27 protein-coding genes are annotated in these 22,644 nt (G+C 47.6%); 10 read left to right on the top strand and 17 right to left on the bottom strand.

Features of this window, described 5'->3' with window-relative positions; translation table 11 throughout:
- Positions 1 to 248 precede the first annotated feature (248 nt).
- Positions 249 to 1,586, top strand: a complete 1,338-nt coding sequence (locus H569_RS0117725; protein WP_027366067.1) for a YeiH family protein — start codon at positions 249 to 251, stop codon at positions 1,584 to 1,586.
- A gap of 146 nt (positions 1,587 to 1,732) precedes the next feature.
- Here H569_RS0117725 and H569_RS0117720 read toward each other — a convergent pair whose 3' ends face one another.
- Together H569_RS0117720 and H569_RS20970 are read right to left on the bottom strand one after the other, a co-directional pair.
- Entirely contained in the window at positions 1,733 to 2,101 is a 369-nt protein-coding gene (locus tag H569_RS0117720; RefSeq protein ID WP_027366066.1) for a hypothetical protein, read from the bottom strand.
- Positions 2,102 to 2,227: 126 nt separating this feature from the next.
- Positions 2,228 to 2,779 carry an ankyrin repeat domain-containing protein gene (locus tag H569_RS20970; RefSeq protein WP_051273745.1) on the bottom strand — a complete coding sequence of 184 codons (552 nt, stop codon included), beginning with the start codon at positions 2,777 to 2,779 and terminating at the stop codon, positions 2,228 to 2,230.
- A 110-nt stretch (positions 2,780 to 2,889) separates the two neighbouring features.
- Between H569_RS20970 and H569_RS0117710 the strand changes: the two genes are divergently transcribed.
- Both H569_RS0117710 and H569_RS0117705 read left to right on the top strand, forming a co-directional pair.
- Positions 2,890 to 3,348, top strand: a complete 459-nt coding sequence (locus H569_RS0117710; RefSeq protein WP_027366065.1) for a universal stress protein — start codon at positions 2,890 to 2,892, stop codon at positions 3,346 to 3,348.
- 86 nt (positions 3,349 to 3,434) lie between these two features.
- Positions 3,435 to 4,157 (top strand): lysoplasmalogenase family protein, encoded by a 723-nt coding sequence (locus H569_RS0117705; protein ID WP_027366064.1) that lies wholly within the window; start codon positions 3,435 to 3,437, stop codon positions 4,155 to 4,157.
- Between the two features lie 44 nt (positions 4,158 to 4,201).
- Here the strand turns inward: H569_RS0117705 and H569_RS22675 are convergent, their stop codons facing one another.
- The gene (locus tag H569_RS22675) at positions 4,202 to 4,348 is read right to left on the bottom strand and encodes a hypothetical protein (protein WP_157833582.1); all 147 of its coding nucleotides are present in this window, start codon (positions 4,346 to 4,348) and stop codon (positions 4,202 to 4,204) included.
- A 368-nt stretch (positions 4,349 to 4,716) separates the two neighbouring features.
- On the opposite strand from H569_RS22675, the gene H569_RS0117690 reads away from it, so the two are divergent.
- The 3 genes from H569_RS0117690 to H569_RS22095 all read left to right on the top strand — a co-directional run bounded on the left by H569_RS0117690 (position 4,717) and on the right by H569_RS22095 (position 5,749).
- Positions 4,717 to 4,926 carry a hypothetical protein gene (locus tag H569_RS0117690; protein WP_027366062.1) on the top strand — a complete coding sequence of 70 codons (210 nt, stop codon included), beginning with the start codon at positions 4,717 to 4,719 and terminating at the stop codon, positions 4,924 to 4,926.
- Positions 4,927 to 4,997: 71 nt separating this feature from the next.
- Positions 4,998 to 5,444: a DUF948 domain-containing protein gene (locus tag H569_RS0117685; protein ID WP_027366061.1), complete on the top strand. Its 447-nt coding sequence runs from the start codon at positions 4,998 to 5,000 to the stop codon at positions 5,442 to 5,444.
- A 134-nt stretch (positions 5,445 to 5,578) separates the two neighbouring features.
- Positions 5,579 to 5,749 carry a YgaP-like transmembrane domain gene (locus H569_RS22095; protein ID WP_157833581.1) on the top strand — a complete coding sequence of 57 codons (171 nt, stop codon included), beginning with the start codon at positions 5,579 to 5,581 and terminating at the stop codon, positions 5,747 to 5,749.
- Between the two features lie 127 nt (positions 5,750 to 5,876).
- Here H569_RS22095 and H569_RS0117675 read toward each other — a convergent pair whose 3' ends face one another.
- Both H569_RS0117675 and H569_RS0117670 read right to left on the bottom strand, forming a co-directional pair.
- Entirely contained in the window at positions 5,877 to 6,227 is a 351-nt protein-coding gene (locus tag H569_RS0117675; RefSeq protein ID WP_027366060.1) for a hypothetical protein, read from the bottom strand.
- Complete coding sequence (locus tag H569_RS0117670) at positions 6,220 to 7,545, bottom strand: PucR family transcriptional regulator (protein ID WP_027366059.1); 1,326 nt, start codon at positions 7,543 to 7,545, stop codon at positions 6,220 to 6,222. Before H569_RS0117670 ends, H569_RS0117675 begins: the two co-directional genes overlap by 8 nt.
- Positions 7,546 to 7,833: 288 nt before the next feature.
- On the opposite strand from H569_RS0117670, the gene H569_RS20965 reads away from it, so the two are divergent.
- On the top strand, positions 7,834 to 9,192 hold the full coding sequence (locus H569_RS20965; RefSeq protein ID WP_051273744.1) for a sigma-54 interaction domain-containing protein: 1,359 nt from the start codon (positions 7,834 to 7,836) through the stop codon (positions 9,190 to 9,192).
- 161 nt (positions 9,193 to 9,353) lie between these two features.
- On the opposite strand, the gene H569_RS0117660 is transcribed toward H569_RS20965, so the two are convergent.
- The 6 genes from H569_RS0117660 to H569_RS22845 form a co-directional block, all read right to left on the bottom strand.
- On the bottom strand, positions 9,354 to 10,172 hold the full coding sequence (locus tag H569_RS0117660) for an N-acyl homoserine lactonase family protein (protein ID WP_034631285.1): 819 nt from the start codon (positions 10,170 to 10,172) through the stop codon (positions 9,354 to 9,356).
- A 29-nt stretch (positions 10,173 to 10,201) separates the two neighbouring features.
- Positions 10,202 to 11,824: a class I adenylate-forming enzyme family protein gene (locus H569_RS0117655; RefSeq protein WP_051273743.1), complete on the bottom strand. Its 1,623-nt coding sequence runs from the start codon at positions 11,822 to 11,824 to the stop codon at positions 10,202 to 10,204.
- A gap of 14 nt (positions 11,825 to 11,838) precedes the next feature.
- Entirely contained in the window at positions 11,839 to 13,281 is a 1,443-nt protein-coding gene (locus tag H569_RS0117650; protein ID WP_027366056.1) for a 4-hydroxyphenylacetate 3-hydroxylase family protein, read from the bottom strand.
- 82 nt (positions 13,282 to 13,363) lie between these two features.
- A complete protein-coding gene (locus tag H569_RS0117645) occupies positions 13,364 to 13,693 on the bottom strand; it encodes a hypothetical protein (RefSeq protein WP_027366055.1) in 330 nt (109 codons plus the stop codon).
- A gap of 192 nt (positions 13,694 to 13,885) precedes the next feature.
- Complete coding sequence (locus H569_RS0117635; RefSeq protein ID WP_027366054.1) at positions 13,886 to 14,221, bottom strand: nucleotide pyrophosphohydrolase; 336 nt, start codon at positions 14,219 to 14,221, stop codon at positions 13,886 to 13,888.
- A 90-nt stretch (positions 14,222 to 14,311) separates the two neighbouring features.
- A complete protein-coding gene (locus H569_RS22845) occupies positions 14,312 to 14,485 on the bottom strand; it encodes a hypothetical protein (RefSeq protein WP_169726485.1) in 174 nt (57 codons plus the stop codon).
- Between the two features lie 222 nt (positions 14,486 to 14,707).
- Here H569_RS22845 and queC point away from each other — a divergent pair, with 222 nt between their 5' ends.
- The gene (gene queC, locus H569_RS0117625; RefSeq protein ID WP_027366053.1) at positions 14,708 to 15,379 is read left to right on the top strand and encodes a 7-cyano-7-deazaguanine synthase QueC; all 672 of its coding nucleotides are present in this window, start codon (positions 14,708 to 14,710) and stop codon (positions 15,377 to 15,379) included.
- A gap of 28 nt (positions 15,380 to 15,407) precedes the next feature.
- Here the strand turns inward: queC and H569_RS0117620 are convergent, their stop codons facing one another.
- Positions 15,408 to 16,064, bottom strand: a complete 657-nt coding sequence (locus H569_RS0117620) for a queuosine precursor transporter (RefSeq protein WP_051273742.1) — start codon at positions 16,062 to 16,064, stop codon at positions 15,408 to 15,410.
- 212 nt (positions 16,065 to 16,276) lie between these two features.
- On the opposite strand from H569_RS0117620, the gene H569_RS0117615 reads away from it, so the two are divergent.
- Together H569_RS0117615 and H569_RS0117610 are read left to right on the top strand one after the other, a co-directional pair.
- Entirely contained in the window at positions 16,277 to 16,609 is a 333-nt protein-coding gene (locus H569_RS0117615) for a hypothetical protein (protein ID WP_027366051.1), read from the top strand.
- A 1-nt stretch (position 16,610) separates the two neighbouring features.
- Positions 16,611 to 16,922, top strand: coding sequence for a hypothetical protein (locus H569_RS0117610; RefSeq protein WP_027366050.1), 312 nt, complete (start codon positions 16,611 to 16,613; stop codon positions 16,920 to 16,922).
- A gap of 49 nt (positions 16,923 to 16,971) precedes the next feature.
- On the opposite strand, the gene H569_RS20960 is transcribed toward H569_RS0117610, so the two are convergent.
- From H569_RS20960 to murG, 5 genes are all read right to left on the bottom strand, one after another.
- The gene (locus H569_RS20960; protein WP_051273741.1) at positions 16,972 to 17,589 is read right to left on the bottom strand and encodes a DUF2680 domain-containing protein; all 618 of its coding nucleotides are present in this window, start codon (positions 17,587 to 17,589) and stop codon (positions 16,972 to 16,974) included.
- A gap of 193 nt (positions 17,590 to 17,782) precedes the next feature.
- Positions 17,783 to 19,036, bottom strand: coding sequence for a UDP-N-acetylglucosamine 1-carboxyvinyltransferase (gene murA, locus H569_RS0117600; protein WP_027366049.1), 1,254 nt, complete (start codon positions 19,034 to 19,036; stop codon positions 17,783 to 17,785).
- A gap of 14 nt (positions 19,037 to 19,050) precedes the next feature.
- Entirely contained in the window at positions 19,051 to 19,956 is a 906-nt protein-coding gene (gene murB, locus H569_RS0117595; protein WP_114679322.1) for a UDP-N-acetylmuramate dehydrogenase, read from the bottom strand.
- A 1-nt stretch (position 19,957) separates the two neighbouring features.
- Positions 19,958 to 21,334 carry a UDP-N-acetylmuramate--L-alanine ligase gene (gene murC, locus H569_RS0117590; RefSeq protein ID WP_027366047.1) on the bottom strand — a complete coding sequence of 459 codons (1,377 nt, stop codon included), beginning with the start codon at positions 21,332 to 21,334 and terminating at the stop codon, positions 19,958 to 19,960.
- 156 nt (positions 21,335 to 21,490) lie between these two features.
- Entirely contained in the window at positions 21,491 to 22,597 is a 1,107-nt protein-coding gene (gene murG / locus H569_RS0117585; RefSeq protein WP_027366046.1) for an undecaprenyldiphospho-muramoylpentapeptide beta-N-acetylglucosaminyltransferase, read from the bottom strand.
- Between the last annotated feature and the right edge of the window lie 47 nt (positions 22,598 to 22,644).

Raw genomic sequence — 22,644 nt, 5'->3', positions numbered from 1 at the left:
CCCCATTGAAATCTTATTGCCAAGTAGAAAGCTGAAAATATTCATCCTGTGCCGGGGGGATATGATTGTAATTAAAAATAAGATAAGATTTTTTTAATATTAGCTCGAATTATTCCAGCTATAAGTTCCAATAATATTAACTTTTACAGTTTTAGCCCGGGTAGTACATGGTGCCTGTTAACTGCCGGCTGTTGCAGGCATCCTTACTTATCAACTGATTATTTACATTTTAAAGGAGGAATTATGCTATGTCCAACAAACCTGCTGTAAGCGGCGGCTGGTCAGACCTTTACAAAAAAGAAGATTGGTGGGCGGTATGGCTTGGTCTCGGCCTGGTAATTGCCGCGATGTTGCTGTGGTTTTCCGGTAGTTCTATTAAGCCAATCAGTGTATCCATCCCCAAGTGGTCGGAATTCGGCGTCGTTACTTCATTCCTGGGCGCCAATTTCGGCTCGCTGGTATTTATGTTCATAACCTTCGCGGTGATTTTCTCCATAGCCGTGAAAATTCTGGGACACAAATTAAGCGAATTCATTCCCGGCTTTCTCCTGATCTTTGCAGCCAGCGTGCTGGTCTCCATCTTCGGCGCCTGGGAATGGGCCAGCAGGTATAACCTGGAAGCTCCGCTGGTGGCCCTTGCCCTGGGACTCATCATCGGCAACATTGTAAAGATGCCCAAATGGATGGAAGCTTCACTGCGCACCGAGTTTTACGTTAAAGTAGGTATTGTTTTACTGGGTGCTACCCTGCCCTTTACCAAAATCGTGCAGGCCGGCCCGGTAGCTTTTACTCAGGCCACTGTCATTGCCGTTTCTACATTTTTGGCCATTTATTTTGCAGGTACCAGGCTGTTCGGACTGGATAAAAGATTTGCCGCCACCCTGGGCGCAGGCGGTTCCATCTGCGGTGTTTCCGCCTCTATCGCCATCGGTGGTGCGGTAAAAGCTGATAAGCAGCACGTTTCCGTAGCTATTTCCCTGGTGGTTGTCTGGGCTATTATCATGATTTACGCCCTGCCGGTATTCATCACCATCTTCGGTATTCCCGCCGGTCCCGCCGGGGCCTGGATCGGCACCTCCGAGTTCGCCGACGCTGCCGGTATGGCCGCCGCTGCCGCCATCGGTGACCAGGCCATCACCACCTTTACTTTGATGAAGGTTGTGGGCCGTGATATGTTCGTAGGTATTTGGTGCTTTATCCTGGCTATTATTTCCATCACCATGTGGGAAAAGAGGGAAGACGGAACCAAACCCCAGGCTTCGGAAATCTGGTTTAGGTTCCCCAAATTCGTACTTGGTTTCTTTGTGGCTTCTGCGCTGGTCACTATGCTTATCGCCGGCAGTGATGCCTCAACCTCCAACATGATAACTGATGATATTATTAAACCCATTACCACTTTAAGAACCTGGGCTTTCATATTCTGCTTCCTGGCCATCGGCCTGACCACCCGTTTCAAAGAACTAACCTCCGTGGGCTGGAGACCCTTCGCGGCCTTCACCACCGGTGTATTAATCAACGTACCGCTGGGTTACATTTTCTCCATTCTGGTACTGGGCGGCTACTGGGCCGCTGTGGCTATCAAGTAGATTAACAAACAATTTACTTGATAAAAAACCCCGGGCACATGCCTTGGTGCACCCGGGGTCTTTTATTTAACCTTTAGGGATCAGCCTGCTTATTCAACTAACATCTTAATCCATGTTAGGCAGCCCATGCGGGGATAACGGGGATGTTACAGCAGTCCCCACTTACGCTCGTACTCTACCTTGAGCACGAACTCATCATCGTTAAAGCCGTTTTCCTTGAGCAGTTTAAGAGCGTCGTTAAAATCATAGGAATCTGTTTCCATAATCACCCTGTCCTTTTTGCCGCTTACGCCCCACCGGTCATGGGCGTCTATCAGTATTTCCATCATCCGGGCGATACGTTCCAACCGGTTGGCCAGGAAATTACCCAAATGCCTGACCGCCCCGGGCTCAACCCGGGCAGCTTTGACAACCCCGCTCAATGGAGGCTCTTCACCTGGCTGCCACTCTCTCTTTTCATAAAACTCAAAGATAAACTTGGCTTTTTGGATACAGGTAATATTGTTTTTATCCATAACCATCTTCCCATCATTATTTTATATTCCATGTCAGGTTATCTAATTTTATTATATCATGCACCATAGCATACTGGCCAAGCTGTGCTTGGATCCCCACTTACACGAAACAATTTACACTCCCCTTTACCGGGCGCCCTTATCCTCAAGCAGGGCCGCCACGGCGGCAAAATTCTGTTCCTTCGCCAGGTCTAACGCCGTTTTACCCCCATTGTTTTTTTCATTAATGTTTGCTTGATGCTTCACGAGAATACTCGCCACCTCCGGATACCCACCCAGGGCCGCATACATCAGCGCCGTATCCCCCCCGGCATTTTTCCGGTTAACATCCGCCCCCCGGTCTGATAATAACTTAACAACGTCAACTTGCCCTTTGGCCGAGGCAAACATTAAAGCCGTCCAGTTATCCTTGCCCTGCATGTCCGGCTCCGCTCCGCTGTCCAGCAGCAGTTTAACCATGTCGTAGTTTCCCTTGTACGCGGCCCACATCAGGGCGGTGTTACCGTCACCGTTTTTCGTATTCACATCGCCGCCACTCCCCAGCGCCTCCCGCGCCGCTTCCATATCTTCTTCCATTGCCGCTTTAATCAAAGCAGCATTGCTGTTTGAGGAACAGGCAGCAAGCAGCATGGATAGCAATAAAACCAGAGAAACCACGATCTTATTTTTTATTAACATACATATCACCTTATAGCAATTATGTTTTATTATACTATTAAACACCATGCCACTAAAATGGGATATAAAGCATTCTATTAAACCCTCACACCACAGAAAGGAAGGATGCCATGCCGGCGCAAATATTATATGTAACTGACGGCTCGCCGTCGGCCCGTGGGGCGGGTTTGGCGGCGCTGGAACTGGCCGGCTTATGGGAAGCGGCTATACGGGCCGTTTTTATCATTGACGAAAGCTGGGGCCATATCCTGGGCGATGAGTGGATGAGCGGAGCCGTTACCCGGGCTAATTTTTTCCGCTGGCTTGGGGAAGGCCTGCAAAAACAGGCATCTGTCGTGCTGGATGAATTCTGTGACCTGGCCAAATCCCGCGAGGTACGGGTGGAAAAACAAATACTGGCGGGCAGCACCGAAAAGCTAATCATTTCCCTGGCCAAAGAGGCGGACCTGCTGGTACTGCCCAATCCCTACGCCGCCGGTCACCCGGCCGAGGCCGGGTTAAAATTTAATATCAATAAACTGGCTCGGGCGATAAAATGCCCCGTCTGGCTGGGTAACGATAAAAACTAAATCATCAAGAAAGCGGGCAAAAAATTAATTCCTGATTTGCTGCATATATATCAATAAGAACCAGCCAAAACCATTGAGGTGATAAAATGAATAGTATACAGAGAAAACTGCTTTACATTTTTTTGCCCATGACTTTGGTTATTGTCTTGCTTGACAACTTATTTCCCGGAGATGCTTTTGTTAATTACGTCAAATATGCCACGATTATTGCACTGTTTTTATTCACTCTGTGTATTAAAAAAAGGCACATTGAACAGCTATATATGAACATAGCCATATTTTTTATAGTTGTTGCTGATTTCTTTCTTGTTTTTTGTGATACTATTCCAGGTATAGGAGATAAATTGGTTATTCTAGGCGTGCTGGCATTCCTGTTCGCTTATATATTCCTTATCCTCGCTTTTCAGAAAAATTTCAAAGTGGGGGGATGGGAATTACTAGCTGCACTACTTGTCCTGATCTTATTCGTTCCAAACTATATCACCCTTTGGCCCCACGTCACGGGGTTAATGTTTTATGGGGGAACCTTGTTTGGCATCGTATTGTGTTACATGGCTTGGACCTGCATTTGTACATTATTCAAGTACCACTACAGATTTGGTGTTGCCTGCCGAATAGCTCTGGCAGGCTGTTTGATGCTCATTAGTGACATTGGGGTTTCCCAATCGTTTTTTAATCCCGCTTTTCAGCACCGGTTTAATCCCGGTCTTGCGAGCTTAATCTGGGCAACATATGTTCCGGCCTGGACACTGATTGCGACTATCATTGCTGAAAATAATCTCCTGGCTAACCACCTATTTCCGAATTGATCATTTTCCTTTCTCCCATTCCAGTTACCATGTTATTAGCGGCATTAGCCCCCCATGCCGCTAACGATGACCGGCCCCGAAATCCCATAGTGGGTGAACAGCATCTCACCAAATTCTTCCGCCACGGTTTGCTCTTCTACCATAACCATGCCCGCCGGCCCCCCGCCCACCACAATCAAATCATATCCCACACCAAAACCTCCCAAAATTTTATGAAACTGTGCAGGAAATAGCTTGGCCAAGCATAACTATTAATGCAGGCACATACGCAAATTCTTAAATTCTAATGTCTTGCCGGCCCCCAAATGTGATGAGTGAGGTGTCCTACTATGTTGGAGCTTTTAGGCTGGATAGGATTGTTATTGCTGCTTATTTCACTAACACCCTTTCTGTTGCGCAGGCTTTGGCCCCAAGGAACAGCATGGGCCCGGTATCACCACCGTCTGGCCTTAGCCTGCCTGGGGGTATTAACCCTGCATGGCGTTTTGGCTCTGAACCTGCCGCGTGGCAGAGGCGTTCGCTCTCATTTTCTTGCTCAGATAACTTCAGGCGTTTTAACATGGGTGATACTCCTGGTCATATGTCTTTTGGCTATCTCTGCTTACAGGAACAAAACCTTTTCACGCCACCACTGCTGGTTGGCGGCGCTGTTGATACTGGGATTAGCTTTACACTTATAATATTAGTATTGTTTGGAAATGCCAGCCAGTTTTTTGGCCTGGCGCGTCATCCCTTTGACAATTTATCTAAAATTATGTTACAAAACTAGATAAAAAATTAGGGCGGGATCAGTCGCTAGAACAGCTATAGGTCAAGAAAATGAAGACTGGAAGGTGAATCATGTATATTTCTCTTCATGAGCTGGGTCTATTCATTTTGTTTGCAATGTTATTAATTGCAGCAATATTTCTCATTATTACCCTACACAATGTTAATAAATTAGTTTCAAATATTAACAGTAAAATTACGGATTATACAAAGGATATTCAAAAAACCATGGCCAACCTGACCGCTACCACGGATAACCTCAATGCACTAACTGATTCTCTAGTAAAAAATAAACATCTTTATGAGGAGAAAATTCCTGGTTCTATTGATAACATTCATTCCATCACCTCAACATTAAAAAATACTGGCAAAAAAATAGAGAGTTCAATGGACGTTATTGGTTTAAATCTAATCGAAACTGCCGGCACTGTTAAAGAAAACACCCGGGATATTCTTACTTATGCAAAGGTTATCAGTGAGTGTATAAGGATTTTAATTAGTAAATTCAGTAAAAAGTAAGCCAAGCTTCCTAAACTATGATTATCAAACGTATCCCGGCCCCCCTGTTTAATCATACCGTTTATCTCCAGATGGTATAAGCAAGTATAAGCTGGCGATTTTTATAACATAATATGTTGAAAAGGGGGATTATCTTGGATTTAGATTGGAAGCGCAACCTGAGCAATACCGATCGAATTATACGGATAGCCATAGGAATAATACTGCTGGCACTGGTATTTACCAAGTTCGTCACAAAGGTATGGGCGGTTGTTGCCGTAATATTCGCGCTGTCACAATTTGTTGAAGCTTATTTTGCATACTGAATTGTTTATGATCTGCTGGGTTGGTCAACCCGCAAAGAAACAAAACGGGATAAAATAGTTTAAAAACCGCAGTATTCTTACTGCTGTACTGTTCATCTATTATTACTAAGGGTAACCCCATATTATTCTAAATTGCGTCCAGGTCCCGGTGTATCTGACATTCGGTGACTTTGTATTTTTCACCTAATTCCCGCAAAGGTCCGGTGACCAACTTTTTAGCTACCAAATCCGGTATTTGCTCCTCAGGGCAGGGCACCAAATCAACCGATAAGCCGGCCACAACTATTGTGTCAACGTTAAAATCAGGCCTGGTGGCACAGTCTGTTACACAGCCGCTTAAAATCAATAACGCCGCCATATTAGCGCCAGGCACAGTAAATTTACATTCCGGCAGCAGACCGGTGAGCTTAGCCAGTATTTCCTTACTATTAATTACGGGATTACAATTGCCGCAAAATTTAACCCCTAACTCAAACATGCGGATACATCTCCCTGTTGGACAACAGCCATTTTTTAACCTGGTCAATTTTAAAAGCAAGGGCGATTTCCACCACGCATTCCAACCGGGATAAATCTATCTTCAATAACTTCTCAATCTTTTTAATCCTGTAGCGCAGAGTGTTGGGATGAATGTAAAGTTTATCTGCGGTTAACGCAAGGTTACAGTTATTATCCAGGTAATTAACCAATGAGTTATATAATTCTGTTCTGTGTAACTGGTCATAATTCACCAGAACACCCAGCTTATGTCCCCAAAAACTGCTCATTTGGCTGGTCATGGAACGGTTACCGCACATGCCGTACAGCAGGCCATAGATCCCAAGCTCATCAAAATTTATAAAAGCGCTGCTTTCCTTACCTGCCAGGCCCAACTCCAAGGCATAGCCGGCTTCCCGGTACCCCTGGGCCAGATTATATTCCTGGCGCGAGACGGATTGACAGGCCAAAACCAGCCGCAGGCCTTCAGGCATCCTGATACAGGTTTGCTTGTAGACATTCCTCATTAGTTTGATGGCAGCCTGGACATCACCACCGGGGGGTTCAAGCAGAATAACGTGCCGGTCCCTGTGCAGCAGGTGAATAAAGTTATTAACAGCCAGCTGCTCCAAATTACTGATTATCATTCTAGTACAATTTTTTTGATCCCGCAGCTGCCCGGGGCTACATTCGGCAACAAATATCAGGTGCGGCCGGGTTAAATCCCTGCCCCAGGCCCGCGATGCCAGTTCCTGCTTGTGCCTGGGCTGCTCTTGATGCAGCAGAAGGTCTAATAAAAATTGCGTTTTATATTTCTTTTCCACTGAAAGAATCATTTTCTCCCGGTCCAGTGCCAGAGCCAGCACCCGGGCAGAGGCATACAGCAGTTCCCACAATTGATCGTCCTGATTTGGTGTACCGGCCCCAACCAACAGGTAAGCAGTCACTTCATTTTGCCGCCCGACCGGCACCACTAAACACTCAAAACCGGCGCCATCAACCCGGGCAATGGTTTTTTCCCGCCACGGTACCGGGCCGGCAAACTGGTCTGCCTGCTCAGGTGGAAAGGATACCGGCCACCCGAGTTTGGGAGGCCGCGGGCAACCGGCATAAAACATTACTTCTCCTTCGGTGGTAATCAACAAAACCCGGCGGTTTGTTTCATTATGAATGGTTTCAATTATCCCCGCCGCGCCATCGCCCGCCAGTACTATATCAATTAGCTGTTGATAAACATTGCTTCTGCTTAACCGGTCATCCTGCTGCCTGGCATAGCTCAGTGCATCGTTTTTATTTTCTTGCAAATATTCTGCTAACATGTCCTCCCCCTCCTTTGGCCGCTATGTTTTTACCAGCAACTGGGTCAATACGGGACAAATGGCAGCGCCAGAGCATGGACAAGCAAATCAAGTAATGATAAATTTAAATGGAAAGATAAAACGTATTAATCATTAAATTGTTCTTATATTTCTGAAAAATGCAATTACTATGCCAGAGACAATTAAACACGGATACCTGGAATTCTGGCTTTTAATCTGTTTACTTGTACAAGATTTAGTGCAATTACGCACTCGTTTCTGTGCAGACCTGCACAAAGGGGGTATACCATGACAGCTAACCGCACCTTTAGTAACGACGCTGCTCAAAAGAAAGAGGAAGATACCTGCGGAATTTGGATAACTGACGGAAAAGGTTACAATGTTGGCGCCAGCAAGTCTTATGAACTGCTCAGCGGCCTGGAAGCCAGCGATTTTATTGGACTGCACATGAGCGAAATGGTTAAGCAAAAAGTACTTGATCAATCCGTAACCTTAAAGATCCTGGCTGAAAAAAGACCGGTAACCATCCCCCAAACTATCTTAACCAATAAAAGAAAACTGTTCGCCTCCGGCACCCCCATTTACGATCAAGATGGCAACATCATTCTGGTGGTGACCCGGGTAAGCCCTGATATAGGACTATCCGGGAAACCAATTGATGTCGGCAAACAAATATATATTGAAGGTATCGATAAAGTAGTAGCATCCAGTCCGGCCATGCAAAATGTTTTGGCCAAAGGAGCCCGGGCGGCCAACTTTGACTCTACTGTGCTCATTACAGGGGAGTCGGGGGTGGGCAAGGAGGTTGTCGCCAGGTTAATCCATTATTTAAGCAGGCGCAGCAGCGGGCCCTTTGTCAGAATTAACGTGGGGGCCATTCCGGAGGAACTGTTTGAATCGGAACTATTTGGTTACCGGGCCGGGGCCTTTACCGGGGCCGTGCATAGCGGCAAAAAAGGCTTGGTCCAGACCGCACAAGGAGGCACTCTCTTTCTGGATGAAATAGGCGAACTGCCGGTTTCCATGCAGGTAAAATTACTGCACCTGCTGCAATCGGGAGAATACCTGCCGGTTGGGGCAGTACAGCCGGAATTTGCGGATGTAAGGTTTATTGCCGCCACCAATCGCAACCTGCGGGAACTGGTAACCCAGGGTAAATTCCGGGAAGATTTGTTCTACCGGCTTAATGTCGTGCCCATTAATATTCCTCCACTGCGCCAGAGGGTAGAAGACATACACCTTTTAATCAATTATTTTTTGGACAGGCTAAAAAGAAGATACCGGGTTGAGAAAGATTTTACACCGGAGGCAAGGTCCTTGTTGGTTGGCTATAAATGGCCGGGTAATGTGCGGGAACTGGAAAACATAGTTGAACGCTTTGTGGTGCTTTACCCCGATGCTCAGATAGCTCAAGGTATGGTGGAAGAAGAATTGGGTCTTGCAAAGGAGCATTCAAGCCTGGAAAGCGATGAATTGGAGCTGCCCAATTTGCAGCAGGCGGTACAAAATTTTGAAAAAGAACTGATTATAAAAGCGCTCCGCAATAGCGGTTCCCCGGAAGAGGCAGCCAAAACCCTGGGCATCCACCGCACCACCCTGCTCCGTAAAATGCAAAAATATAACCTTACCACGCCAGGTAGATACTGAACTGAAGCAAGCACCCGGCGAAACAGAGGAAAGGGGACACACCTCTCCGAGGAATGTCCCCAATATATATGAGATTGCCACGTCGCTTCGCTCCTCGCAATGACATGTATGTACGTCAAGCCCCGCCTTTTGGCGGGGCTTTTGGCAGGACTTTAATTATTTTACTCGTAAAACTCAGGGGCTAATTTCAATGCGCTGAACTGTTCGGGATCATGGCCAAATATAACTTTGGCGTTATATTTTTTCTGCAGCTTTCTTACTTTTTCCACAGTGTTCACAAAGCCCAGGCTATCATAAATCAGTCCGGGGATATTGGCCGGGGGGCCATAATTCTTGCTGCTGTAAACACCATCGGAAGTGAAAATTAAGGTACCTTCTTTCTCCAGATGTACAACCATACCCATAACCCCCGGAGTATGCCCGGGCAGCGCTACAACTTCCAGCCCCCTGGCCAGCTCGCCATCTTCCAGTACCGGCTTATAAACAATACCCGGGATATCGCTAAAGTCAGCTTTTACATATGCGCCCACGTTGGGTTCCGGTCCGATGTGGGTAACATAGAAGGCATATTCCAGTTCTTTTTTATGCACATATACATTTTGGCCGGCTTTGGTGCCCTTGAAAAGATCAATATTGCCGGCATGGTCCATATGCAAGTGAGAAACAATTAAAGCGTCGATATCATTGGGGGTCAAGTTTAACTCCTTTAATTTTTCCACCAGAGGGACTTCCCTGGTCCAGGGGAATACTCCCTGCAGTCCCTCGGGCCAGCGGCTTTTCCACTGGGGAGAACAGCCGCAGTCGAAGAGTACCCGTCCCATTTCGGGATGATCCACCAGTACCGCGTAGGTGGGAACAGTTACCCAGTTGGCCGGCGGGTTAGGATTGGTTAAGGTGCCGGGGTTGGGAGCCGAAGCAAGCCATACCTCATCGCACTCTAAAACGCCTAAATCAAGAATATAAACTTTAGTCTGTGACATTTTTACAAAACTCCTTTCCAAAATTTATTTCACTGATGCATTTCCCGCAAAACATTTTTCATTACCTTGCCATTGGGGTTCTTGGGCAGCTCGGTTAAAAACTGCACAAATTTAGGAACTTTATATTTAGCCAGGCGCTCTCTCACCCAATCCTGCACTTCCTCTTCCGTAAGGGTCGCGCCGGGCCTGGGTACGATGCAGGCTTTAACCACTTCGCCGAAAACTTCGTCCGGCACACCAACCACCGCAGCCTCCATCACTTTGCTGTTGCTGTAGAGGACATCTTCCACTTCCACGCAGAATATTTTCTCACCGCCCCGGTTAATCATGTCCTTGATGCGGTCCATAATGTAAACATAGCCCTCTTCATCAATTTTGGCGATATCACCGGTATGCAGCCACCCATCAATAATAGCTTTAGCTGTGGCCTCCTGGTTTTGCCAGTAGCCCGGGGTAAGGTTGGGGGAATTAATTAAAAGTTCCCCCTCGGTATTGGGCGGCAATTCCTCACCCGTAACCGGGTCGACAATTTTACATTTGTTGACCGGGAATGGCAGGCCGATGGATCCTAATTTCCGCATGGCATCTTCTTTGGGCATACAAGTGCCCGGAGAGGCAATTTCCGTAAGCCCGTAGGTGTTATGCAATTCGATGCCGGGCAGCCATTCTTCCAGCATTTTAACCGTTTCACCGGACATGGGCGCCCCGCCGAAACCTGCCACCCGCAAGTTGGAGAGGTCGTAATTTTTATGTTCGGGGTGCATCAACATCATTACATAAATGGTGGGCACCACAATCATACTGGTGATTTTCTCTTCTTCCAGAATCCGCAGCATCTCGTCAGTTTTATACATGGGCAGCAGGGCAATTGTGCAGCCCAGGTTAATATAAGTGAGCAGCTGGGCGTAAAGGCCGGTGACATGGAATAGCGGCACGGCAATTACAGTCCTGTCATCGGGCGTAAGGTCGTAGATTCTTTTATAACTAATCATGGTATGAATAACGTTAAAATTGGTGTTCATAGCACCCTTGGGCAGCCCGGTGGTGCCGGAGGTATACATTATCAGAGCGACATCGTGCTCATCTATTTGCTCCGTTACCACTTCCGGCGCATCGGAATCAATTAACTCGGTAAATGACCTGGTGCCGGCTATTTCCTGTCCTACCACGAAAAATTCACGGCAGTTGCCAATGGAGCTTTTAATCGGCTCAATATTTACCCACCAGCTGTCGTTCAGCACCAGCAGGCTGGAGCCTGAATTGTTAAGCATAAACTCAAGTTCAGAGCTCTTCAGCCTGGTATTCAGCGGCACACAGATGCCGCCCAGTTGCGCCACGGCATACAGGCTGATCACAAAGGGAATCCCGTTGGTCAGCAAAATGGCCACCCGGTCACCTTTTTTAATGCCATACCTGGTACGCAGGGCATAAGCCATGTTGTTAACCCGCCTGTTCAACTCACCATAGGTAATGCGCTCACTGCCGGCTACCAGCGCCTCCTTGTCTGGGAACAGGCGGGCGCTGTTTTGCAGTGTTTCAATAACGGATTTAGGGCGGTCGGCATAAGTGTTAACCGTTACCCCGTTGATGGTCTCTTCTACAATACCCTCAGTATAACGAGGCGCCCAGAGATCCTTGCCGATAGAAACCATAGTAAAACCTCCTTTTAGTCTTGCTCGGGAATACCGGCCAGTCTTCTGGCCAGGCGCTTCTTATGCTCCATATTGGACTGGCGCATAATCATTACCCTTTGCGCCTGGGGCGACCCGGCGCCATGCATACTTTCGGCCAGAGCGGTACCACCGGTCATATTCTCCACCAACCGGGCCATTCTGACCCTGTATTCAGTGGGCACATCGGACACGCCGCGGAAATATTTTTCCAGATAGGGGCCGGTTTTGGCGTCTTTAAAATCCTTCTCCGAAGGTAAAGTAGCAATAAACCCACCGGCGATATCGTGAGCCAGCCGGCAAATTTCATAAATATGGCGGGTAACATTTTGTTTAAGCACATTGGCCAGCAGCGGGTTGACAAAATAGGCGCCGGAAGGGGTCTTGCCGCCCTCGGCCGAACAGGCTATGGAACAGCAGTACATGGTTTCGCTCAAATGCACCATTTCGGTAATTTTATCTTTGATATGGGAGGCCTTGGCCACCCCGTTATATTCGGCCATAGCTGTTGTGGCGCCGATGATAACATCGCTGACGCCGCATTTGCAGCCGCCATAGTTTTGCCGGTGATAGCAGGCAAACCGCTCCACCAGCATCCCGGCATACTGATTTTCACCGCACATAAACACTTTATCCCAGGGTACAAAAACATCTTCCAGCACGGTCAACGCCTCGCCGCCCACCACGGCATACCTGGCGTTGCCGGTATCTATTTCACCTTCCAGGCGCCGCTCATCATTGGTCTGGCGGCCGAATATATGGAACACGCCTGGAGCGTCCACCGGCACGGCACAGGCAACGGCATAGTCCCGGTCGGCCTCGCCCAGGGCAACGGTAGGCATAATGATCATGTAATGTGAATTGACGATGCCTGTCTGGTGCGCCTTGGCCCCCCTGATAACAATGCCCTCGTCCGTTCTTTTAACTACGTGCACATACATATCCGGATCAGCCTGCTGGCTGGGGCGCAAACCACGGTCACCCTTGGGGTCAGTCATGGAACCGGCGGACATCAAATCGTTTTCCTGCACGTACTTTAAAAATTCCACGAAGCGGGTGTGGTAATTGGTGCCCAGTGCCTGGTCCATTTCATAAGTAGTGGTGTATAAAGCATTTAACCCGTCAAAACCCACGCAGCGCTGGAAGCAGGTGCCGGTCCGCTGGGCAATCATGCGCAGCATTTTTATCTTTTTGACCAAATCTTCGCTGCTTTGGTGAATATGGGTGAAACGGCTTATCTTCTTCCCGGTAAGATGGGATTTGACCGTAATTAGATCCTCAAACTCGGGTTCGTGGGCCATATCATAGGTCACGGCCGCAGCATTGATATGCGGGCGGAAAAGAGGATGGTCCACAAAGTTGGTTATCTTTTCACCAAAAGCATAGATTTCCGTTTTCAACTGACGCAAACTTTCGATATATTCTGTTCCTGTCATCATAGTTTTGCATATCCTCCCTGTTAAACAAATTAATACTGTAAGGGTTTTCACCTCCGTTTCGGCATTGTCTAAATATTTGCGATTATTTGAAACTTAACCTTTGTAGATACTTACAAAGGTTGATAAGCTGCTTTGTAGATGCTGACAAAACAACAAAAGGGCCCTCTTGGGCCCTTTCATTATTGGCAGTTACACCGGTTTTTGGATAGGACTGTTCTTCGACTAATTGATTATGAGATGCCACACGTTCTGCTTCGGCCACTGTTCTAATTGAGCGGTTCACAGAACCAGGCATCTCAAATTTACTTGGTCTTTTTTTGGCGAATAAAAGTTCTGCCTCTAAATATCGTTCCAGCCATTCACGTAAAAAGGGCGGCTTTGGCTGCCCGGCTTTAAATATAATACTTTTCAATGTAACTATTTCACGATTTCCATAAGCCGCTGGTAACTGTCAACCACGTCATACTGCACGGAATTATTGCTTATTGCTGCAAAATGTTTTCTGGCGCAGTATATTTTGGCCTTTTCAATTTTAATTAAAATCAACAAATCCAGTATTGGCCAAGCTTTCAACTTTATTTATCTAAATTCCTGCATGTAATGATCATTTGTATTTCCCTTTATACCTGTCAATCGGGTACTTTTGAGCGTTTGACCTTACTTTAGCCCTTACCGCATCTGTAATATCTATCTCCAAAGCGTTGGCCATAGACAGGCAATAAATTATTACATCCGACAATTCCTCTCTTACTCTGTCCACCGGTATTTCATCCAGGTCACTTGAATCGGCCCATTGAAACAACTCCATCAGTTCCGCGGCTTCAATAGCTATTGACATGGACAAATTTTTGGAACTATGAAACCGGTTCCAATTGCGCTCTTGCACAAAACAAGCCACCAAATCTTTTAATTCCTGGATATGTGTAGTTCTGTCGGGCATTTTGGTCCTCCTACTTAACATAATTAAAGTTCAGCAATACTTACGGACAATATGTTGTCAATCAAAACCAAGCAAGCGGGTTACCCCGCCTTACTTGAACAATTTGCCCAGCAGTTTACTTGTTGCTTTGCCCGCCGCCCTTCTGGCAATTCTTTTACCAACGGCACCCGGCCCTTTGCTTATTGCTGAAATGTCACCCAGGATCTTAGCCGCAGTGTATAGGGCACTGCGGGTTTGGCTGATCTTGCTTTTTCTTCCGGCCATTTTTTCAAACCTCCGTTTCTATTGATTGGTTAACTGGACAAGCAGCATATGTGCGTTTTAATTGTAGCAATAGCCGCTGACAGCAGTTTGTCCGAGCTATCCGTCAAATTCATTATTGATCATAAAACCACAGCTTGTTTTTCTGAAATTTAATTATCCAAACTGAATTTTAAGTATTACAATTAGAAAAGTAAGCTTGTAATATAAAACCGGAGGAGATCTATGAAAAAGGTAATTGTAATTTTGTCGGGCGGCCTGGACAGCACGGTCTGCATGTCAGTGGCCGACAAGGAAGGCTATGAGATCCACCCCATCACCTTCGCCTATGGCCAGCGCCACAGCAGGGAGGTTGAGCAGGCCAAAAAAGTTGCTGATTACTATGGCTGCACAAATCACTTGGTCTTGGATATCAGGTTTTTTAAGGAGATTGGCGCCAGCGCCCTTACTTCCCGGGAAATTGAGGTGCCAACCAACAGGGATATGGATAATGAAATCCCGGTAACTTATGTACCATTTAGAAATGCTGTTTTCCTTTCGATGGCTGTGGGCTATGCCGAGGCGATAAGAGCAGAAAAGATTTATATTGGGGTCAACGCCATGGATTATTCCGGATATCCGGACTGCCGCCCGCAGTTTATTCAGGCTTTTCAAGAATTGGTCAACACTGGGGCGGCAGCCCCCCAAAAGGGTTGCCCCATAACTATTGAAGCACCCCTTCTTTCTTTAACCAAGGCTGAGATTGTAAAATTAGGCGTTAAAAACGGTGCGCCCCTGCACTTGACGACAAGCTGCTATAATGGTGGCGAAAAGGCCTGCGGGATCTGCGATTCCTGCCGGCTGAGGCTAAAAGGTTTCACCGGGGCCGGGCTGAAGGACCCAATTGAATACGCTTGACCGGTTTTAAGCAATTTGACCCGACATATTAATTATGTATTAGATTTGAGCCGCCCTCCTCTTTACACCCGCCCCGGATCCAGTAAACCAGGGCATAAAAGAACGGGGTATTGATAATTGTTATGCCTACCTTCACTACGTATTGGGCTATAATCATGTTAATCAGAGCAATATTGGGCACCAAGCCGTAAAAAGCCAGGGTGATAAATATCATTGTATCTACGGCCTGGGATAAATATGTTGAGCCGTTATTCCTCAACCATAAGTAGCGCCCCCCGGTCAGTTTTTTTATCGCCAGGAAGGCCCAGACATCTGTAAACTGAGATACCAGGTAGGCAGACAGGCTTGCACCAACAATTCGTATAGAACCATTTAAAATTAACTTATATGATTCCTGGTTGGCCCAAAACGGTGCCGCCGGAAGGTGAATGCTAATCTGTAGAAGCGCAACCATTAAGATATTCATATACAGGCCAAGTATTACCACCTTTTTGGCCCGGTCCTTGCCCCATATCTCAGACACCGCGTCGGTCATCAAAAACGTCAGGGAATAGGCCACAAAGCCGGCCGGAACAAAAAGGCCAAATAGCGTTATTACCTTTGATGAAGCCACATTGGCCACCATCAGTGCCGTTATGTACACACAAAGAATGACGTAAAATTTGCTCTCGATTTCTTTAAACAAGCTTTACAACTCCTTCAAGATATTGATGAGATATTAAACAAATTCTCCGGTAAAATATATATCCCTCCAACTCTATACGTTTTTGCGCCATGAAATATACCTCAGCATCGCCCCACCGGCAAAAACTGCTCATATTATATCTTTACAAACAAATGTTTGCATAGTATAATTCTTACAATTAAATTTTAAATAATTAATAGGATGTGTAATATATGTACAACAACATATTAATAAACATTTATAATTCAATTCATAAAGTGGAGTCCAGACTGAATCACATGGAGTGCAAATATCCCAATATCGTCAAGGAAGATGATGTATCCAAGGTTTATAACCTCCTGGCGGAGCTCTGTGAGGAAACCAACACTTTGGGCAATATGATAAATGCTTTTGGGCAACTTAGTCCTTCCGCTCTTGAAATAATTAACAATCTGTTGAATAGTGAATTAAACAATAATAACAACGATAAGCAAGTAACCCAAGATTTGTTGGTTATCAAAAGAATTATTGATGAATTAATAGTATTAAAAAAACAGGGAGAATAAAATGCATAACACCAAGGAGCACATACTTATAATTCTTCAGCGCATCAAGCAAGCTTTATGGCAAATGGACAAAGAATACGGAATTGCGGGCGACTATTTTAGTTCAATGCAATATGAACTGGATACAATAGTCACCAACGTAGCCAATTTAACTATATATTGCGAAATGCATATAGAGTCGCTGGAAAAATTGATAGACCTTTTAAAAAACCATGTAGAGCGGGAAGAAAACGAAGTTATAAGAGAAGATATTAAAAACTTGATCAATACACTGGAAAAAGAAATTGCTCGGAAGATAAAAAAATTAAATTAAAAACCCTGCCGCTTGGGCAGGGTCATAGGGCCGGCGCTTAAATTACAAATTAATTGTCATCGCCAGTGTTGTCAGGAGCCGTTTGATTAGTTCTATTATGTCTGTTCTCCATATTTTGCAGGATTTTATCGGCTTGCTCCTGTGTTAATTTACCGTCTGTTACGGCCTGGGAAATTGCATCCTTCTTAATTTGCAGCATTTTTTGTTGGAACTCTTCAAAAGTCAGGCCGTGTGCTGTAACAATATCCTGCATTTTTTTATTCTGAAGCTCGGTTTTAAGTTCGTCAACCGTTATACCCAGCACATTTGCTATGTTATCGAGGCTGCGGCCTTCTCTCGCAAAAAAATTACCGCTTTTTTTGACTGGACCAAGTTCACCAAAACCGAAACCTTTACCGGAGGCGATTTTATCAGCCTGCTCCCGGGTTAATTGGCCCCGCTGTACGGCTTCGTCAAGCATTTGTTGTTTTGTTTTGTCCAGGGCCGCTGTCACTTGCTCCTGGCTCACACCAAGATTCGCTGCGAATTTTGCCACAAAACTCTGGTATAAGTTGCTTGGATCCGGTTTTTTTGTTTGAGTAGAGTCTGCAAAAGCCGAGGTTACAGTACCCGCCAAAATGACCACCGCCAATAACAATGCGCCAATATGCCATTTTTTAGTCTTCATTTCATTCCTCCTTACATCTGTTATATTCGGTGCACCGGATGATTTAATTATATTTGCTTTAGCTTAAGATAACCTTAAGAAAATAAGTAATTTTGTGTGATTGTTATGGGAAATTATGAAAAGGGAGGGCGACTGGCAGTAATTGATCTACTTGTCCCCCATAAAACCAAAAAAGAGTCCACATTAAAATCAATTAATTGTGCACTCGAATGATACGCGCCCCCAGGGCGTTATATTTATTTTCAAGCCTCTCGTAACCTCGATCTATATGCTCCACACGTTCTATTACGGAGCCGTTTTCCGCCGCCATGGCCGCCAGTACCAGCGCCGCGCCGGCCCGTAAGTCGGTGGCTTCCACGCATGCCCCCGATAAACCGGGTACACCCCTTACAACCGCCGTCTGGCCTTCCAGGCGGATGTCCGCTCCCATGCGGCGCATTTCCATTACGTGTTTATACCTGTTCTCAAAAACTGTCTCTGTGATTATGCCGGTTCCCTCGCACATAGTCAGCAGGGCCATGAACTGGGGCTGCATATCGGTGGGAAATCCGGGGTAAGGCATTGTCTTTATATCTACCGCCTTTAATTTTTTATCCACCGCCACCCTAACCTGACTATCTTTCACCTCTACAAAGGCTCCGGCTTCACGCAATTTATTGATAACAGGCTCAAGATGTTCAGGAATCACATCTGCAACAATCACATCGCCGCCGGTAATCGCCCCGGCAATCATGTGTGTACCGGCTTCAATCCGGTCGGGTATTACGGTATGTTCAGCCCCATACAGGCCCTCGACACCCTGAATTTTAATTACACCGGTACCTGCTCCGTTTATCCTTGCACCCAACAGGTTAAGAAAATTTTGCAGGTCCGTTATTTCCGGTTCACGCGCGGCATTTTTTATTACTGTTATTCCCTTGGCGTAAACCGCAGCCATCATCAGGTTTTCTGTCGCTCCCACGCTTGGTACGTCAAGGTAAATTTCGGTGCCAACCAGGTTTTTGACTTCTGCCGAAATGTAACCGAATTTCTCAGTGATAGTAGCACCTAAACCTTGCAGCCCTTTAAGGTGGAGATTCATCGGGCGGGAACCGATCTGGCAGCCCCCGGGGTAAGATATCCTGGCCTGCCTGAACCTGCCGACCAGCGGCCCCAGCACCAGGTTTGAAGCACGCATGCGTCTCATTAAATCTTCCGATACTTCCTGGCAGCTGACATTTCTGGCGTCGATATACATAGTATCTTTTTCCCAGACCACGCCGGCCCCGAGATATACCAGCACATCGCGCATAACCGCCACATCCCTGAGGCGGGGTATGCCCCTGATAATGCACTGGCCGTCCAGCAGCAAGCTGGCTGCCATAATGGGCAGCGTGGCGTTTTTGGAACCGCTCGCGCGCACTGTGCCCACCAGGCGGTTTCCGCCAACGACCATAAACCTTTGCAATTGTGTCACCTCCGCTAAAACTCTCCCAGCTTTTGCACCTCCATTAAAAGTTTGCAGCCAAATTTTTCAAAAACACATTGCTGCACTTTTTCCACCAGTGTCAGGACCTGCTCGGCAGTCCCTCCACCCAGATTGACAAAGAAGTTGGCGTGGCACATTGAGACCTGGATATTCCCTTCCCGCATACCCTTGCATCCGGACTGTTCAATCAGTTTTCCCGCCGAATTACCGGGAGGATTTTTAAAAACACTGCCGGCATTGGGGAATTCAAGAGGTTGGGTCTTCCTTCGACGTTCAAGGTAGCTGTCCATCTTCGCTTTTATTGCTTCCGGGACGCCGGGGATGCCTTCAAATTCTACTTCCGCTACGACCAGTTTTCTTCCGGCCAGGCAACTGTAGCGGTAGGAAAACTCCAGCTCCTGGTTGTTTAACTGGACTTCTTTACCTTCGAGGTCAACGGCCGTTACCTGCCGGACCCTTTCACCCACCGCGCACCCGTTGGCGCCGGCGTTCATCACCAGCGCGCCGCCCACCGTACCCGGGATGCCGGCAAGGAACTCAAAACCTGAAAGACTGGAGCGCAAGGCTACAGCAGCAAGACGGGGCAGGGGCACACCGGCTCCCGCCCGAATTCTCTCGCCTCGCACCTCAATCTGACACAGCCCCGGCCCGATTTTAATCACCATGCCCCTTATACCAAAATCCGAAACCAAAAGGTTAGTGCCGTTACCGATAATGCTAACCGGCAATTCACTACGTTTGGCGTAGGAGAGGGCCTCCCGCAAGTCGGCAATATCCTTCGGCATAACAAATATATCCGCCATACCGCCGATGTGCCAGCTGGTGTGTTTACTCATCGGCTCATTGAACCTGACTTCGCCTTTAATTTTTTCGCTTAATAATTGGGCTGGGAAGCTCACATCAATTCTCCTTTAAACGGTCCAGCAAAGCCAGACCTGTCTTCCATACATCCCCGGCACCCATTGTTAATACGAGGTCGCCTGCTTGATAATTATCCAGCAAGTATTCAACCGTATCCCTTGCTGAAGGAAGGAATATTATATCGTCCCCCTTAAATTCGCGCGCAGCGTCAACGATCAGCTGCGCTGATACGCCTTCAACAGGTTTTTCGCCGGCACTATAAATATCATTAATTATTACCAGGTCCGCATCTTTAAAACATGACCCAAACCGCCGGTGCAACAATGAAGTCCTGGTATACCTGTGCGGCTGAAAAACAACCACTACGCGACCGGCATGAACCTGCCGGGCTGCCCGCAGCGTAGCCGCGATCTCCGTTGGATGATGCGCGTAATCGTCTACCACGGTGACGCCTTTTTCGCAACCGTGGAATTGATACCGCCTGCCTGCACCCCTGAACTCTTTCAAGCTAGCCGCAACATCATCGAATTCCAAACCCAGCCGAAGGCAGGCAGCAATAACCGCCAGGGCGTTGGCCAGGTTGTGCCTGCCGGGCACAACCAGTTCCAAAAGGCCCAGACGCCGCCCCCGGAAGAACACTTCCCCGGCCGACCCTGCGGAGTCAAGCCTGATATCGCGCAGCACATAATCAGCCTCCGGGTTATCCAAAGCGTATGATATTACGGTGCCGCCACAACCCGGGGCAACATCCCGGACATTGACATCATCAAAACAAAGTACCCCCGCACCATCGGCCGGTATCTTTTGCAGGAAATGGCTGAATGATTTAATAATCTCATCCACCGACCCGTAATGATCCAAATGATCATCTTCAATGTTTGTAACAATTGCCAGATAAGGGCGCAATCTTAAAAATGACCGGTCGCTTTCATCCGCTTCCGCCACCAAATATTCTCCCCGTCCAAGTTTGGCGTTTCCGCCAACATCAGTCAATTCACCTCCGATTAATATAGTGGGATCCTGGTGGCATCTTTCCATGACCAGCGCCAGCATGGCTGTAGTGGTGGTTTTACCGTGCGCGCCGGCCACGGCCAAGCCCTTTTGCCTTTCCATGAGCAAGCCCAGCAAATCCGCCCTGTGGATAACCGGAATGCCGCTTTCAGCGGCTGCCTTTAGTTCAGGGTTATCACCGCTTATTGCAGTGGATACCACTACAAGGCCGGCACCCCTGACATTATGGCCGTGGTGGCCTTCAAACACAGTGGCGCCGGCTGCTGCGAGCCGCTCTGTAACCGGGCTTGTGTTTAAATCCGAGCCACTGACTTCAAACCCAAGGTCAAGCAGCACTCTGGCCAGACCGCTCATGCCGGCGCCGCCAATACCTATGAAATGAACTTTATCTGGAATATCCTGCACCCGCTAATCAGCTCCTTCCTGCACCGGGCAGCGCAAGTGCGACAAGCCGGAAGAAAGAGATACCTTATATTATGCTTGATTCAAATAAGGTGTTACTTGCACCTGCTTCCACCTATGGCTTGTCCCAATGTATTGTATTTGAAAGCAGAACCGTTATCAGACAAGTTCCGCTATCCCGTCTAATATGTCAGCTAAAGCTCCGGGCTTCCCCAGCCTGAGGCTGGCCTCTGCCATTTTCGCCAGCTTTTGGCGGCTATCCAACAGTTGTTTTAGTTTATTAACCAGTGTTGTCCCATTAAGTTCCGCATCCCTGACCATTTCCGCCGCCCCTCTGGAAACCAGCGCTCTGGCATTGTATTCCTGGTGATTTCCGGTAGCATATGGGAAAGGCACCAGCACAGAGGGCAGCCCCCTGGCTGTTATTTCGGCCAGGGTGGCCGCCCCGGCCCTGCTGATTACCAAATCTGCGGCAGCAAGCGCTTCAGGCATATCGTACATATACGGCACAATGTTGATATTGCCCGGCGGATCACTTTGGCCGGCGACTGATTGGAGCATTTGTAAAAACTCCCGGTGCTGGCCGCTACCGGTTACATGCAGCAATTTTAAACCCGGCAGGTCGGAAAGCGGGCCTATGGCTTCGGCTACCGCCCGGTTGATGCTGCGCGCGCCCTGGCTGCCGCCAAAACAAAGCACCATTATTTCCCCTGCACCGACACCAAATTTTGCTCTGGCTTTTTCTCTGTCTGCAGAAAGAATTTCCGGGCGAACCGGCAGTCCCGTCAGGTATGGCTTGGCCCGGCCCGGGAAATATCGTAAGGAATCTTCAAAAGTAACCGCCACCCGGTCCACCACCCGGGACAAAATCCGGTTGGTAATCCCCGGCAGCGCGTTCTGCTCATGAATTAAAGTCGGTATTTTCAGCCGTGACGCAGCAAGCAGCACCGGACCACAAACGTAGCCTCCGGTGCCTATTACAACCCGGGGGGCAAAACCCCGGATCAGCTTGCGAGATTCCCTGTAGCCGGCCAGAGCCTCCAGCGGCACTTTCAGATTCTGCAGGGTCAAACTGCGCTTGATACCTACGGCACGAACAGCGTGAAACTCGTATCCCGCCTTGGGCACGATATCAGCTTCAAGCCCCCGGCCGGTGCCGATATACATTATTTTACAATTGGGATAACGCTGCTTTAGACCACGCGCAATGGCCAGCGCCGGGTAAATATGCCCCCCGGTTCCGCCACCCGCCACAACAAAACGCAAAAAACCTTCACCCCTCACCACGCGGCCGGGCAGAGCCGTCCGCCCCT

The sequence above is a fragment of the Desulfotruncus alcoholivorax DSM 16058 genome, assembly GCF_000430885.1.
Classification (GTDB): Bacteria; Bacillota; Desulfotomaculia; order Desulfotomaculales; family Desulfallaceae; genus Desulfotruncus; species Desulfotruncus alcoholivorax.
This window is presented reverse-complemented; position numbering and strand designations above follow the sequence as displayed.